Genomic DNA, 15,355 nt, shown 5'->3' on the forward strand with positions numbered 1-15,355 from the left:
AAAACAGCACTGCCCTCATTGTCTCTTGAAATCCGGCCCTATGCTTTTTCCCGTCTCCCGCCTTGCCCTCGTGTGCCTCGCAAGCCTCGCCCTGTCTGGCTGCCTCGGAGAGGATTCGGCGCTCACCAGCCCGGTCTCGTCGCAGGTGGGGCTCGCGCGAGATCCGAAGCTCCTGGTCGCGACCACGCGTCTTCCCGTGGGCGATCCGCCCAAGAAGCCCTGGTTCAGTAGCGAGCGGTCCCCGGACTTGGTCTTCGCGGAAGCGCGCCTGAAGCCGCCTTCGGATTCCCTGATCGGCGGCAGCGGCTGGAGCATCGCCAAGGTCGATGGCGTGGATCATAGCAACGCGGCCCAGACCTTCGCCCAGGCGGCCTTCGGGCACAATCTGCTGCTCTACATCCATGGCTATCGCGAGAGCTTCGAGACGGCCGCGACATCGACCATCGATCTGTCCGAGGGGATCAAGTTCGCCGGGGTGACGGGCCTGTTCACCTGGCCTTCCGCAGCGTCCACCTTCAGCTACGTGGCCGATCGCGAAAGCGCCATGTGGTCCCGCGATGCCCTGGAGGACCTGCTCACCGCCATCGCCAAGACGCCGAGCGGCGGACGCATCCACATCGTCGCCCACAGCATGGGTACGCTGCTCACGCTGGAGACCTTGCGGATGCTGCGGGCGTCCGGCGGCGAGAGCGCCATGGACCGCATCGGCGCCGTGGTGCTGGCCGCTCCCGACATCGACATCGACCTTTTCGCCCGGGGCCTCGAACGTCTTGGACCGGACGCGAAGAAGATCACCGTCATCAGCTCCACCAACGACCGGGCGCTCGCCGTCTCGAGCCGTCTGGCCGGCGGCATCATCCGGGCCGGAGCGGCCGACCGCGAGCGTCTGGAAGCGCTTGGCGTGCGCGTGGCTGACGCCTCGGAATTCGGCAGCGGCATCATCAACCACGATATCTTCCTGACGAACAAGGAAGTGCAGCAGGTGATCAAACGGGCCATCGAGCGGTCGTAGAACGCGCTACTGCGTGGTGTAGCCGCCGTCGATGACGAGTTCGGCGCCCGTCATGAACTTCGACTCGTCCGAGGCGAGATAGAGCACCCCGTAGGCGATGTCGTCGGGCTCTCCCACATGGCCGAGCGGATGGAGGCTTCCTGCGGCCTTGCGCCCTTCCTCCACGTCGCCGTGCTGGCCCAGATAATGCTCGACCATCGGGGTCCAGATATAGCCGGGATGAACGGAGTTGACGCGGATGTTGAGGCCGTTGCTGGCGCAATAGAGCGCGACGGATTTCGTGTAGAGGCGCACGCCGCCCTTCGAGGTGCAATAGGCGCCGAGATCGGGAACGCCGACCATGCCGGCGATGGACGACAGGTTGATGATCGATCCGCCGGGCGGCTGCTTTTCCTTCATGGCCCGGATCGCATGCTTCGTGCCGAGAAAGACGCCTTCCATGTTGATGCTCATCAGCCAGCGCCAATGGTCGAGCGTTTCCTCGTCGGGCGGGCAGGCATCGGCCACCCCGGCATTGTTGACCAGCACGTCGAGGCGGCCGAAGCGGGACAGAGTCTCCCCGATGACGCTCTCCCAGGCGGGTTCCTGCGCCACGTCGTGATGAAGGTAGATCGCCTCTCCGCTCGCCTCCCGGATGCTCTGCGCGACGGCCTCGCCGTGCTGGTCCTTGATGTCGGTGAGGACGACTTTGGCGCCCTCCCGTGCCAGAAGATGCGCCGTGGCCTGGCCGATGCCGAGCGCCGCTCCGGTGACGATGGCGACCTTGTCCTGCACGCGCTCCATGGAGATCCTCCCCTGAGAGGCCCCCACGAAGGCTCATCGTTCATGCGCTGCTTCTGACCGGCAGGATTGGGCGGCGGATCTACTCCGCCGCCTGCTTGGGTCCGTAACCGAGCCGCTTGTTCAGATCTCCGATCAAGTCGACGGCCGCGTCGGCGATCACAGTGCCCGGCGGGAAGATCGCCGAGGCGCCGGCTTGGTACAGCGCATCGAAATCCTGCGGCGGGATCACGCCGCCGACCACGATCATGATGTCGTCGCGGCCGAACTTGGCGAGTTCGGCCTTCAGCTCGGGCACGAGCGTGAGGTGACCTGCGGCGAGCGACGACACGCCGATGATGTGCACGTCGTTCTCGATCGCCTGGCGGGCTGCTTCGGCGGGTGTCGCGAAGAGGGGGCCGATATCCACGTCGAAGCCGAGGTCGGCGAATGCCGAGGCGATCACCTTCTGGCCGCGGTCGTGCCCGTCCTGGCCCATCTTGGCGACGAGGATGCGCGGGCGCCGGCCGTCGTCGTGCTCGAATTGCTCGACCAGGGTGCGGACCTTCTCCACGGCTGGCGACGCCATGCCGACCTCCCGTTTGTACACGCCCGAGATCGCCTTGATCTCGGCCCGGTGACGGCCCCAGACCTTCTCCAGCGCGTCAGAAATCTCGCCTACCGTCGCCTTGGCGCGGGCGGCCTTCACGGCGAGATCGAGCAGGTTGCCTTCGCCCGCCGCCGCCTGCGACAGGGCGGCCAGTGCCGCATCCACGTCGGCCTGGTTGCGCTCGGCCTTCAGGCGCCTGAGCTTCTCGATCTGGCTCGCGCGCACGGCGGCGTTGTCCACCTTCAGAATGTCGATGGCGGCCTCGTCCGTGGTGCGGAAGGCGTTCACGCCGACGATCTTCTGATGGCCGGAATCGATGCGCGCCTGCGTGCGGGCCGCCGCCTCCTCGATCTTCAGCTTCGGGATGCCCGCCTCGATGGCTTTCGCCATGCCGCCCAAGGCTTCCACCTCCTGGATGTGGCTCCAGGCCTTCTGTGCCAACTCGTAGGTCAGGCGCTCGACATAATAGGAGCCGCCCCAGGGGTCGATGATGCGCGTGGTACCGCTTTCCTGCTGCAGGAACAGCTGCGTGTTGCGGGCGATGCGCGCCGAGAAGTCCGTCGGCAGCGCCAAGGCTTCGTCCAGCGCGTTGGTGTGGAGCGACTGCGTATGCCCTTGTGTCGCCGCCATCGCCTCGATGCAGGTGCGCGTGACGTTGTTGAACACGTCCTGCGCGGTGAGCGACCAGCCGGATGTCTGCGAGTGCGTGCGCAGCGGCAGGGACTTCTCGCTCTGCGGGTTGAAGCCCTTCACGAGCTTCGCCCAGAGGAGGCGCGCGGCGCGCATCTTGGCGACTTCCATGAAGAAGTTCATGCCGACCGCCCAGAAGAAGGACAGGCGCGGCGCGAACTGGTCGATGGTCAGACCCGCGGCGATCCCGGCGCGGATGTACTCGACCCCGTCGGCGAGCGTGTAGGCGAGCTCCAGGTCCTGCGTCGCGCCGGCTTCCTGCATGTGATAGCCGGAGATCGAGATCGAGTTGAACTTCGGCATGTGCTGCGAGGTGTAGCCGAAGATATCCGAGATGATGCGCATCGACCCCTTGGGCGGGTAGATGTAGGTGTTGCGCACCATGAACTCTTTCAGGATGTCGTTCTGGATCGTGCCGGAGAGCTTCTCCGGCGGCACGCCCTGTTCCTCGGCGGCCACGATGTAGAGCGCGAGGATCGGCAGCACCGCGCCGTTCATGGTCATCGACACGCTCATCTGGTCGAGCGGAATGCCGGCGAACAGCGTGCGCATGTCGTAGATCGAATCGATGGCGACCCCCGCCATGCCCACGTCGCCCGAAACGCGCGGATGGTCGGAATCGTAGCCGCGATGGGTGGCGAGATCGAAGGCAACCGACAGGCCCTTCTGGCCGGCCGCGAGGTTGCGGCGGTAGAAGGCGTTGGAATCCTCGGCCGTGGAGAAACCCGCATATTGGCGCACGGTCCAGGGCTGGTTGACGTACATGGTCGGGTACGGACCGCGCAGGAACGGTGCGAGGCCCGGCCAGGTGTCGAGGAAGTCGAGGCCGGCGCGATCCTCGGGGCCATAGGCGGCCCTGACCGCGATACCCTCCGGCGTGAGCCAGGGCTCGGCGCTCCCCCGAGAGGAGGATGCCAGGAGAGCGTCAGTGAAGGCGACGCTCGAAAAGTCCGGGATGCTGGTCATGGCCTTGACGGGTGAAACAATGTGAACCGCATCATTTTAGGGCATCCGGAACCGGGATGCTATCGGCGCATGGTCGGAGAAGGTGGGTCTGGCCTGCCGTTGCGTCATCGTCGGCCGTAACGTGGTGAGTGTCATCCCCGGCGGCCGCAGGCCGGGAAGGGGATCCATGGCGTTGCGCCCGATCGTGGATTCCCTTCCCCTCCGCTGCGCTCCGGCCGGGAATGACACGCTCTGACGTCATCCCCGCTTCTCCGCGTTCCAGTAGCCCGAGCAGGCCCGGCCGCCCGAGGTCGACCATGTGCCGCGACCGGTGCTGCCGGACAGGCCTCCGGTGACGTCGGCCCGGTCCTTGCCGCGGGAGATGCTGGCGGAGACGGCGCCGTTCCGGCCGACCTGGCCGTTCACGTCGAAGTTCTCCGGGCCGCCATAGCGGGCGCGCCCGTTCTCGACGATCACGGCGTAGCGGTAGGCCCGGTCGCAGGAGCCGTTCTCCGTGACGACCTCGACGCTCCAGCGGCCATCGAAACGGTTGGACTGCTGTGCATGGGCCGGGGGAGACAGGACGAGAGCTGTCAGGGCCGCCGCCCCGAGACAGGACATCACACGCATGGAAGGCTCCGGAATACCGTGAAACAGGCTGAACCAACGGGAGGTCTCCGGGGCCGGTTCCTGCGCGGCGCCTCAGCTTTCCGTGAGCCGCCTAGCGCATCGGACGTGCATTCGAACTCGCGTCCGATGCGCTAAGTTTTTGTTTTGTCGCATCTTTCCACGCGAAACCGGCGCCCGCTTTTGCGTTCGATGCTTTAGACTTACGAGCAGGCCTCGTCGAGCGCCCGGTTCAGGATCGCCAGCGCGTCGCATCCGGCAAAGATGAAGGTCGTGATCCCGGCCCGGGTCAGCGGCTCCTCCCGTTCGCCCGGTCGTCCCGCGAGGGCGATGAGGGGCGATCCCGCCAAACCGAGAGCCTGGGCGGCACCTTCCGCGTGCTTCTCGTAGATTTCATCGGTGGAGCAGATGCAGGCCAGCCTGGCCTTGCTGTCGAGATAGGCCTTCCGAAGCGCGTCGTTGTCCGAAAATCCGTCGTTCGTGACCGCTTCGATGCCGCCCGCCTCGAAGAAGTTCTTCGCGAAGGTGGCGCGGGCCGTGAAGGCCGCGATCGGCCCAAGATTGGCGAGGAAGATCTTCGGCCGCTCCCCCGTCTTGGCGAGATGCGCGTCCGCCCGGTCGCGCAGGCGCTCGAAGGGCTCGGCTATCCGGGTCGAGGGCAGGGGCGCGATCGCGACAGGCGAGGGGCCGGACGCCGTGCCGACCAATTGGAGCAGGGTCGCCCCCTGTCCGGCCATCCGGACCAGGGCCGAGAAGGAGGTTTCCGCAGGCGCGACCTGCTCTCCCGCCGCTTTGTCTTCGCCCTTGGGAGAGGAGGGCTCCTCCGAAGCCGGCATCAGCACGGTGACCTGCGCCTCATGGATGTTCGGGAACTCGCTCGTGCCGGTGATCGGCTCCCGGCGGGTGGCGACGGCTTTCTCCCGCTGCGTTCGGACGGCGGCGATACGGGCCTGGAGCTTGTCGCCCTTGAGGCTCTCCAGAATGCCGCCCTCGCGCTCGATCTCCTGGAACAGCCCCCAGGCCTTGTCGCACAGGGCATCGGTGAGCGCCTCGAATCCGCCCGCGCCCGCAGCCGGATCGGCCACGCGGGAAAGGTTCGATTCGTCGAGCAGGATAAGTTGCGTGTTGCGAGCGACCCGGCGGGCGAAGGCGTCGGGCAGGCCAAGCGCCGCCGTGAACGGCAGAACCGTGACCGAATCCGCGCCGCCGATTCCGGCCGAGAAGGCCGCCACGGTCGTGCGCAGCATGTTCACCCAAGGATCGCGCCTTGAGGTCATGCGCCAGGCGGTTTCCGCATGGAGGCGAATGGGCTTCGGGTCGAGACCGCAGGCCTGCTCCACCCGCGCCCAGAGGCGCCGCAGGGCCCGCAGCTTCGCCACGGTGAGGAACTCGTCCGCATCGGCCACGAGAAGAAAGGAGAGCGCCCGCCGGGCGGCTTCGAGCATGTGCCCCTGCGTCTCCAGGGCACGCAGGTAACCGACGCCCGTCGCCAGCACGGCGGCGAGTTCCTGCGCCTCGCTGGCTCCGGCCTCGTGATAGACGCGACCGTCCGCCAGGAAGGCGCGGCCGGCAAAGCCTTGCTCCGTCAGGTGGCCGAGGGTGTCGCCCATCCGCCCGGCCATGGTGCTCCAGGAGGCGGACATCTTCCCCTGCGCGGCCATGGCGCCGACGGGATCGAGGCCGAGATCGAGAGAGAGATCGGCGAGCTTGTGCCCCCGCCGCGCCGCCAGGGCGAGGACCAGCGCGGCCATCTGGCGGCCATGCCCGCCCGCATCGACTCGCAGATGGATGAGGTCCAGCATCACGCCCGACAGTGCCCGATCGAGATCGTCGAGGGAGCCGATCCGCACGCCGAAGCCGCGCGCGGCGGGGGCCTTGTGGATCACCAGCGTCAGGGCGTCGGCGCCGCCTTCGAGATCGAGGAGGGCGAGGTCGTTGGCCTTCTCGGGATCGGGATGGTCCAGGCGCTGCGAGATCCGCCAGCGGCCCGCCTGCTCGCGCGCGACGGGGGCGGATCCCTCTGCCTTGGGATAGAGCGGCTGGATATCGATCCCGTCATGGCTGCGGGCGACGAGCTTCTTCCCGAAGTCCGCGCCCTTCAGCACGCCCTCGACCCGCTTCAGCCATTGCTCGCGGGTGGCTTGCGGAAAATCGGCCGCGAGAGAGAGATCGTCCATAGGTGTCCTCATCCGAAGGAGGGCTCATCGGTTGCGCCGGACAATACCGGGACGGGGCGAGAGTGGGAATGCCCCAAAGGGCGGCATTGCGTGGGTGTGCGGTCGTTCCTCTGCAACTCTTCTTCCTCCGCCGTCATGGCCGTCCTTGTGCCGGCGATTTCCATCTGCGGGCCACACCACAGCCCTCATCCTGAGGAGGTCACGCCAGTGACCGTCTCGAAGGACGAGGGCGCTTCCAGAGATCACTGGAGCCTCCTTCGATACGCCGCTACGCGGCTCCTCAAGATGAGGGCTCTGGGTGGAGAGGTCGATGCGATGTTCTTACTTTGTTCTTGACAGCAGGATTAACCTTAGCTATATCATTACCCATCCCCGCCTGACGAGGGGCGCGCTCGCGAGGCGTCGCAAGAACGGGGCGGGGAACGGTCCTGTCGCAGGTCTCGCACCCCTGTGGCCGGAGGCCCTTGGCAGCCATGTGCTGGTCCAAGTCTAAACGCCTAAAAGTACCGTGCGGGACGAGCAGTTCGGCTCTTCCAACAAACCTACACACAGCGAGCCGGGCTGCCCGACACGCCACCCTCGACCCTGCAGGCTCGCAGCGCAAGCTGCGGGCCCACAGGTGCTGGCTCTTTGACATGAACGGATCAGCACCACACCCGCGCCGTCATGGCCGGCCTTGTGCCGGCCACCCACGTCTTCGGAGCCGCACCGTCGCCAAGACGTGAATGCCCGGCACGAGGCCGGGCATGGAGCAAGACGGTTCAGACGAACTGCGACAGGCCGGGAATCGAGCCCATGATGGTGCCCATCGTGTCTTCGCCGGCCTTCTCGCGGCCATAGGCGAAGAGCTCCTTGCCGAGGGGCTGCATCTGGCCCATGGAGACGCCGATGCCCATGAGCTGGCCGCCCAGCGCCATCACGCCGCCGCCCATGGAGCCGACCATGCCCATGAGGCCTCCGCTCGCGCCGGTCTTGGATTGCTCGATGGCTTCCTGGGCTCCTGGCAGCGCTTCGATCAGCTGGTTGACCTCGGTCTGCGGTCCCTCCTTCTGGAGATAACCCAGGATAAGCCCGATGGCCTTGTGGGCGGTCGCCTGATCGAGGCCGGTCTTCTGCGTGATGCGGGCGATGAGTTCTTCCATCTGATTCTCCTGAATACTGGAATGGGCCTGATAGTTCATATCTAAACTATTAAATCAAGGAACCCGACAGTGGAAACTCGCCACAGGACATCTAAGATCCTTCGAGCGAGTTGGGAGAAACATGATGCTCGAAGACGGAAAGATCTTCATCGGGAAAAGCACCAAGCCGGAATATCTGGATCTGAGGCTCGCCAACCGCCATGGCCTGGTGACCGGCGCTACGGGCACGGGCAAGACCGTCTCGCTGCAGGTGCTGGCGGAGGGTTTCTCCAATGCGGGCGTCCCGGTCTTCGCCGCCGATATCAAGGGTGATCTCTCCGGCATGGCCGCTCCCGGTAACGGCAAGGAGCCCCTGGTCAGGCGCGCCAAGGAGATCGGCGTCGAGTACGTGCCGGACAAGTTCCCGGTCGTGTTCTGGGACCTGTTCGGCGAGCAGGGGCATCGCGTGCGGGCCACGATCTCCGAGATGGGACCGCTGCTCCTCTCCCGCCTCCTCGATCTCAACGACACCCAGGAGGGCGTGCTCAACATCGCGTTCCGGATCGCCGACGAGCAGGGATTGCTGCTGCTCGACCTGAAGGATCTGCGCGCGCTGCTGCAGCTCATCTCCGACAATGCGGGCGAGCTCACCACCACCTACGGCAATGTGTCGAAGGCCACCATCGGGACGATCCTGCGCCAGCTCCTCGTCCTGGAGAACCAGCAGGGCGACGAGTTCCTCGGTGAGCCGGCCCTCGACATCAAGGACCTGATGCGCACGGATCGCGACGGGCGCGGGGTCGTCAACATCCTGGCGGCCGACAAGCTGATGAGCAATCCGCGCCTCTACGCCACATTCCTTCTCTGGCTCATGTCCGAATTGTTCGAGGAGCTGCCGGAGGTGGGCGATCTCGACCAGCCCAAGCTCGTGTTCTTCTTCGACGAGGCGCACCTTCTCTTCAACGACGCCCCGAAGGTGCTCGTCGAGACGGTGGAGCGGGTCGTGCGGCTGATCCGGTCGAAAGGGGTCGGCGTCTATTTCATCACGCAGAACCCGGTCGACGTGCCGGAGAGCGTTCTCGCTCAGCTCGGCAACCGGGTGCAGCATGCCCTGCGTGCCTATACCCCGCGCGAGCAGAAGGCGGTGCGCGTGGCGGCACAGACCTTCCGCCAGAACCCGGCCTTCGACACGGAGAAGGCCATCACCGAACTCGGCGTCGGCGAAGCCCTGGTCTCGACCCTCGAAGGGAAGGGCGTTCCGTCCATGGTGGAGCGCACCCTGATCGCCCCGCCCATGGCGCAGGTCGGGCCGATCGAGCTGACCGAACGCCAGCAGATCATGGCCTCGAGTCCGTTACGGGGAAAATACGACCAGCCGGTCGACCCGGAATCCGCCTACGAGATGCTCGCCAAGCGGGCCGAGCAGGCCGCGGCCGATGCCAAGGCGGCGGAAGGAGGAGGGGGCATCCTGGACATGCTCGGCGGCCTCTTCGGAACGTCGGGCCAGCGCAAGGGCTCCATGACCATGACGCAGCGGGTGACCCGCGAGGTCACGCGCACGGTGGTCAACCAGACGGTCGGAAGCCTCGCGGCCGAGATCGGCAAGTCCATCGGCGGCCGCCAGGGAAGCTCCATCGGCCGCGCCATCGTGCGCGGCACCCTGGGCGGGCTGTTGAAGCGGTAGCGCTGGCCGGCCGCTCGCTTGGCATCGACGATGCAGAATATCCGCCGGGCACGACCTGACGATCTCGCCGCCGTCGAAGCGATCGTTCAGGCCGCCTACTCGCCGTACATCCCGCTCATCGGGCAAAGGCCCGGTCCGATGCTGGACGACTATGCCGCACTCATCGCGAAGGGCTGCGTCCATGTGCTCGTCGTCGAGAACGAGGTGGCCGGAATCCTCGTTCTCACGCGGGACGACGGGGCCATGCTGCTCGACAATGTGGCCGTCCATCCAGATCGGCATGGACGCGGCTATGGGCGTGCCCTGATCGCCTTTGCGGAAGAACAGGCCCGTGAGCGTGGGTTCAGAGCCATCCGGCTCTATACGAACGAGGCTATGCGCGAGAACATTCGTCTCTATGAGCGGCTCGGATTTGTGGAGACCCATCGCGCCGAAGATAAGGGTTTCCGCCGCGTCTACATGACGAAGCTGTTGACCTCCAACCCCTGAGGCGAAAGCTCATGCTTGCGATGACCGGAGCGATGAGGGTACGTCTTGGGACGACCCTTTCACAAGGCAGATGTTCCCCATGTCCCAGCTCGACCAAGTTCTCTCCAAGATCGATTCGGATCTCGACGCCTCCCTGGAACGGTTGTTCCAGTGGTTGAAGGTTCCCTCCATCTCCACCGATCCGGCCTACAAGGATCATTGCCGCACCGCCGGGCAATGGCTGGTGGACGAGCTGAAGGGCATCGGCGTCGAGGCTTCCTTACGCGAGACGGGCGGGCATCCGGTGGTGCTCGGCCATGCCGGCGGCGACGCGAAGCTGCACGTGCTCTTCTACGGCCATTACGACGTGCAGCCGGTCGATCCACTCGAGCTGTGGGAGCGGCCTCCCTTCGAGCCCCGCATCATCACGCTGCCGGACGGGCGCAAGGCCATCAGCGCTCGCGGCTCCTCCGACGACAAGGGTCAGGTGCTGACCTTCGTGGAGGCCTGCCGCGCCTGGAAGGCCGTGACGGGCTCGCTGCCGATCACCATCACATTCCTCGTCGAAGGGGCGGAAGAGGACGGCTCCAAGTTCCTGCCCGAGTTCATCGAGGCCAACAAGGCCGAGCTGAAGGCCGACGTGGCCCTCGTCTGCGACACCGGCATGTGGGATCAGGAGACGCCCGCCATCACGTCCTCCCTGCGCGGCATGGTCTATGAGGAAGTGATCGTGCGCTGCGCGGACCGCGACCTGCATTCCGGCACCTTCGGCGGCGCGGCGCGCAACCCGATCCATGTGCTGTCGAAGATCATCGCGGCGATCCACGACGACAACGGCCGCATCACGATCCCGGATTTCTACGAGGGCGTGTCGGAAACGCCGACGCAGCTTCTGGAGCAGTGGAAGGGCCTCAATCTCACCGAGGAGGAGTTCCTCGGTCAGGTCGGGCTGAAGCACTCGGCCGGCGAGAAGGGGCGCATGCTGATCGAGCAGATCCAGTCGCGGCCCACCTGCGACGTGAACGGCATCATCGGCGGTTATACGGGCGAGGGCACCAAGACGGTGATCGCGTCCGAGGCGCGCTGCAAGGTGTCCTTCCGCCTCGTGGGCGATCAGGATCCGGCGAAGATCTCCGAGAGCTTCCAGGCCTTCGTGCGCGAGCGCATCCCGGCCGATTGCTCGGTGGAGTTCATCAAACACAAGGGCTCCCGCGCCCTGGCGCTTCCGCACGATTTCCCGGCGATCACGGCGGCGAAATCGGCCCTGCACGACGAATGGAAGAAGGATCCCATCGTCATCGGCATGGGCGGTTCGATCCCGGTCGGCGGCGATTTCAAGCGCACGCTGGGCCTCGACACTCTCTTCGTCGGCTTCGGCCTCGATGACGACCGCATCCACTCGCCGAACGAGAAATACGACCTCAAGAGCTTCCACAAAGGCACCCGCTCCTGGGCGCGGATCCTGGCGGCTCTGGCGAAGTAAGGCAGCTTGCGAGGCCGATGTAGATGCAGCGGTTCATACAGAGGGCGCGGCATCTTCGTCGGCGGCAAACAAGCGCCGAGGCCCTGATCTGGCAGGCTTTGAGGAACAGAAAGCTGGCGCGCTGGAAATTCAGGCGTCAGCATCCGATCGAACGGTTCACGGTCGATTTCGTCTGTCTGGATGCGAAACTCGTCATCGAAGTGGATGGAGCGACCCATTCGACCGAAGAAGAGGGACGGAAAGATCAAGAGCGCTCTCGATGTTTGGAAGCCTACGGTTTTCAAGTCGTTCGCATTTCGAATTCTGACATCTACGACAATCTTCAGGGTGTCATGGAGACGATCTTGGCCGAACTCGATCGGCGGGTTCATGTCTAGGTCGCAGAACGTGGCGCAGGCTCACCTCTCCCAGAGGGAGAGGTCGCGTCTTCAGGCGCGGGTGAGGGGTTAGTGTCCTCTCCGGAGAGCGCTCTCCCCCTCACCCTCGCTACGCTCGACCTCTCCCCACCGGGGAGAGGTGAAGGCGTCGCGGATCAGCGTTCTAAGCAAGCTCGCTCACCGACCCGATCACCGCGCTCGGGGCAAGCTCCAGGTATTCATCCGGTAAGCCGAGCCGATTCACCCACACGGGCGTCAAGCCCAAGGCGGCGGCTCCTGCGATGTCCCAACGGTTCGAGGACACGAAGACGACTTCGTCGGCAGTGACGGACAGGGCGCGAAGAACAAGCTCGTAGGTACTCGGGCTCGTCTTGAAGACCTGCGCCGCATCGACGGACAAGATCGCGTCGAGATCGTCGGCAAGGCCTGCTGATTCCACGGCGGCGTTAAGCATGCCCGGATCGCCATTCGACAGGATGCCCGTTTGTCGGCCCTTCTTACGTAGAGCGCGCAAAGTCTCCCGCACTTCCGGATAGGCATCCAGGCTGCGATACGCTTCCAGCAGGAGCGGTCGGATCGAAGGATCCACGTCTGGAAACCGGGCGAAAGCGTAGTCGAGCGCTTTCGTGGTCAAAACCCAGAATGTCTCGTAACGGCCTGCGAGCGACAACACCCAGGAATATTCGAGCTGCTTGGACCGCCAGACCTCCGAGAAGCGTGCAGCGTCCGGCCCGATCTCGGCCATATGGCGGGCAACGGCCGAGTGGACGTCGAACAATGTTCCGTAGGCATCGAAGATGACGGCTTTGGCCCGGGCTGGGATGATCGTCGAGGACATGCGCCAAGAGTCGCATCGGTGATGCGCGATGGCAATCCGGCCAATGATCAGCCCTCCTCATGGAATCGATCACAAGTCTTTATGGGCCAATGGCCGAAGGGACGATTGACGGTTCGGTCCGCAAGGGATTCGATACGGCAGTCATTCTGACCCAAAGGATTGAGAAAGTGGCTTGGTATTCGAAGACCTGGAACTGGTTCGACGGCGCATGGCATGAGGGCAACCCGCCCCTGATCGGGCCGCGCTCCCACGTCTCCTGGCTCGGCTCCTCCGTGTTCGACGGCGCACGCGTGTTCGAGGGCGTCGCGCCGGATCTCGACCGGCATTGCGAGCGCGTGAACCGCTCGGCACCGACGATCGGGCTGAAGCCCACCATGGAATCCCAGGCCATGATCGATCTCGTCCGCGAGGGCGTGAAGAAGTTCGCGCCGGGGACCGCGCTCTACGTGAAGCCCATGTACTGGGGCGAGGCCGAGGGTCTGGCGACCATCGCGCCGGATCCGGAATCGACCCAGTTCTGCCTCTCGCTCTTCGAGGCGCCGATGCCGGTGCCGGGCGGCCTTTCCGTCATGAAGTCGAGCTTCCGCCGCCCGACGCTCGAATCCATGCCGACCGACGCGAAGGCGGGGGCGCTCTACCCCAACAATGCCCGCGTGATCCGCGAGGCGAAGGAGAAGGGCTTCGACAACGCGCTCGTCTGCGACGCCCTGGGCAACGTGGCCGAGACCGGCACGTCCAACGTGTTCATGGCCAAGGACGGCGTGGTCTACACGCCGTATCCGAACGGGACGTTCCTTAACGGGATCACGCGCCAGCGAGTGATCCAGCTCCTGCGCGACGACGGCACGACCGTGGTCGAGGGAACGCTGCGCTACGAGGACTTCGCCACGGCGGACGAGATCTTCATCTCCGGCAACTATTCCAAGGTGATGCCGGTGCTGCGCATCGACGGCCGCGACCTCCAGCCCGGCCCGTTCTACCGCCTGGCGCGTGAGCTCTACTGGGCTTTCGCCCACGACAAAGGCATCCTCAAGGCCGCCTGACGCTTTGACGCGTACCTGAGCTAGACCTGTCGCCGATCTGTTAACGGAGGGACATGGGGCTCCTGCAAGAGCAACCTCGCTTGAACAAGCAAACGAGGTTTACACCATGTCCCTCCGTCTTCTCGCGGCGCTGCCTCTGACCGTGCTGCTCGGCACAAGCGCCCTGGCACAGCAGCAATTCCCCGCCGTTCTTGCAGGCCATGCCGTTCTGCCCGCCCTGAGCTTCGTCGATGCTCCCGCGGATGCGCCGGCTGACCTGAAGGTTTCGGGCAAGTTCACGACCGGCAAGCGCATCGACGCTCTCGGCACCGTCGAGGGCACCTCGGGCGATCGTCCGACCAGCGTGACGCTGCCGTTCAAAGGACAGCCGCTCCAGGGCCATTCCGGCATCAAGTCCGTGGGCGACGGCACCTTCTGGGTGATCACCGACAACGGGTTCGGGTCCAAGGCCACCTCGCCCGATTCGATGCTCTATCTCAACCGGTACCGCATCGACTGGACCAATGGCTCGGCCGAGCGCCTGGAGACGGTGTTCCTGCACGATCCGGACAAGAAGGTCCCGTTCCGCATCTCCAACGAGGCGACCGAGAAGCGCTATCTGACCGGATCCGATTTCGACCTCGAGAGCTTCCAGCTCATCGGCGACAAGCTCTGGATCGGTGAGGAGTTCGGACCCTACCTGATCAAGACCGACCTTTCGGGCAAGGTCGAGGCCGTCTTCGAGACGGTCGTCGACGGCAAGCCCGCCCGCTCGCCCGATCATTATGCCGTAACGACGCCGCCGGCTCCCAACGGGACCGTCAATTTCAACGTGCGCCGCTCCAAGGGCTATGAGGGTATGGCCGCCTCCAAGGACGGCAAGTTCCTCTACGCGCTTCTCGAAGGTCCCGTCTGGGACGCCGAGAAGAAGCAGTGGGAGACCGTCGACGGGCGCGAATACCTGCGCATCCTCGAATTCGACGTGGCGGGCGAGAAGTGGACCGGCCGCCACTGGAAATACGTTCTCGACCAGAACGGCCTTGCCATCGGCGACTTCAACATGATCGACGGCACCACGGGCCTCGTCATCGAGCGCGACAACGGCGAGGGCACCGCCGACAAAGCCTGTGCGTCCGGCGAGAAGCGTCCCGACTGCTTCCAGGATCCCGCCAAGTTCAAGCGCATCGTGAAGGTCGAGCTGTCGGACGCCAATGTGGGCAACCCGGTCCGTAAGATCGGCTATATCGATCTCATGCAGATCGCCGACCCGAACAAGAAGGCGAGAAAGCCTCTCAACGACACGGTGCTGACCTTCCCGTTCTTCACCATCGAGAACGTGGATGTGGTCGATGAGCGTCACATCGTCGTCGGCAACGACAACAATCTGCCCTTCTCCTCGAGCCGCGAGCCCAACAAGCAGGACGACAACGAATTCGTTCTGCTCGACGTGGCGGACCTGCTGAAGGCGAAGTGATCCACGTCCGCGCTATCCGCTCCACCACGTCATCACCTCCCGGCCTTGACGTGGCGGATAGGATCTCC

General features: G+C 65.0%; 13 protein-coding genes. 7 read left to right on the forward strand and 6 right to left on the reverse strand.

Annotated elements, in window-relative coordinates:
- Nucleotides 1-40 precede the first annotated feature (40 nt).
- Nucleotides 41-1,012: an alpha/beta hydrolase gene (locus OC446_RS02660; RefSeq protein ID WP_262027495.1), complete on the forward strand. Its 972-nt coding sequence runs from the start codon at nt 41-43 to the stop codon at nt 1,010-1,012.
- Between the two features lie 6 nt (nt 1,013-1,018).
- Here OC446_RS02660 and OC446_RS02665 read toward each other — a convergent pair whose 3' ends face one another.
- The 5 genes from OC446_RS02665 to OC446_RS02685 all read right to left on the reverse strand — a co-directional run bounded on the left by OC446_RS02665 (nt 1,019) and on the right by OC446_RS02685 (nt 7,962).
- The gene (locus tag OC446_RS02665) at nt 1,019-1,795 is read right to left on the reverse strand and encodes a glucose 1-dehydrogenase (protein ID WP_262027496.1); all 777 of its coding nucleotides are present in this window, start codon (nt 1,793-1,795) and stop codon (nt 1,019-1,021) included.
- 79 nt (nt 1,796-1,874) lie between these two features.
- On the reverse strand, nt 1,875-4,037 hold the full coding sequence (gene scpA, locus OC446_RS02670; protein ID WP_262027497.1) for a methylmalonyl-CoA mutase: 2,163 nt from the start codon (nt 4,035-4,037) through the stop codon (nt 1,875-1,877).
- 237 nt (nt 4,038-4,274) lie between these two features.
- Entirely contained in the window at nt 4,275-4,646 is a 372-nt protein-coding gene (locus OC446_RS02675; RefSeq protein WP_262027498.1) for a hypothetical protein, read from the reverse strand.
- A gap of 200 nt (nt 4,647-4,846) precedes the next feature.
- Complete coding sequence (locus tag OC446_RS02680; RefSeq protein ID WP_262027499.1) at nt 4,847-6,820, reverse strand: methylmalonyl-CoA mutase subunit beta; 1,974 nt, start codon at nt 6,818-6,820, stop codon at nt 4,847-4,849.
- Between the two features lie 761 nt (nt 6,821-7,581).
- Nucleotides 7,582-7,962 (reverse strand): DUF2267 domain-containing protein, encoded by a 381-nt coding sequence (locus OC446_RS02685; protein WP_262027500.1) that lies wholly within the window; start codon nt 7,960-7,962, stop codon nt 7,582-7,584.
- Nucleotides 7,963-8,086: 124 nt separating this feature from the next.
- On the opposite strand from OC446_RS02685, the gene OC446_RS02690 reads away from it, so the two are divergent.
- The 4 genes from OC446_RS02690 (at nt 8,087) to OC446_RS02705 (ending at nt 11,953) form a co-directional block, all read left to right on the forward strand.
- Nucleotides 8,087-9,625, forward strand: coding sequence for a DUF853 domain-containing protein (locus OC446_RS02690; RefSeq protein ID WP_262027665.1), 1,539 nt, complete (start codon nt 8,087-8,089; stop codon nt 9,623-9,625).
- 30 nt (nt 9,626-9,655) lie between these two features.
- Nucleotides 9,656-10,114, forward strand: a complete 459-nt coding sequence (locus OC446_RS02695; RefSeq protein ID WP_262027501.1) for a GNAT family N-acetyltransferase — start codon at nt 9,656-9,658, stop codon at nt 10,112-10,114.
- A gap of 79 nt (nt 10,115-10,193) precedes the next feature.
- Nucleotides 10,194-11,576: a M20/M25/M40 family metallo-hydrolase gene (locus tag OC446_RS02700; RefSeq protein ID WP_262027502.1), complete on the forward strand. Its 1,383-nt coding sequence runs from the start codon at nt 10,194-10,196 to the stop codon at nt 11,574-11,576.
- A gap of 23 nt (nt 11,577-11,599) precedes the next feature.
- Complete coding sequence (locus tag OC446_RS02705) at nt 11,600-11,953, forward strand: endonuclease domain-containing protein (RefSeq protein WP_262027503.1); 354 nt, start codon at nt 11,600-11,602, stop codon at nt 11,951-11,953.
- Between the two features lie 163 nt (nt 11,954-12,116).
- Here the strand turns inward: OC446_RS02705 and OC446_RS02710 are convergent, their stop codons facing one another.
- A complete protein-coding gene (locus tag OC446_RS02710) occupies nt 12,117-12,791 on the reverse strand; it encodes a haloacid dehalogenase type II (RefSeq protein ID WP_262027504.1) in 675 nt (224 codons plus the stop codon).
- Between the two features lie 167 nt (nt 12,792-12,958).
- Between OC446_RS02710 and OC446_RS02715 the strand changes: the two genes are divergently transcribed.
- Both OC446_RS02715 and OC446_RS02720 read left to right on the forward strand, forming a co-directional pair.
- Entirely contained in the window at nt 12,959-13,834 is an 876-nt protein-coding gene (locus OC446_RS02715) for a branched-chain amino acid aminotransferase (protein WP_262027505.1), read from the forward strand.
- 106 nt (nt 13,835-13,940) lie between these two features.
- Nucleotides 13,941-15,287, forward strand: coding sequence for an esterase-like activity of phytase family protein (locus OC446_RS02720; protein ID WP_262027506.1), 1,347 nt, complete (start codon nt 13,941-13,943; stop codon nt 15,285-15,287).
- Nucleotides 15,288-15,355 lie beyond the last annotated feature (68 nt).

Origin of the sequence: Microvirga sp. Mcv34, assembly GCF_024519725.1 — a bacterium.
Classification (GTDB): Bacteria; Pseudomonadota; Alphaproteobacteria; order Rhizobiales; family Beijerinckiaceae; genus Microvirga.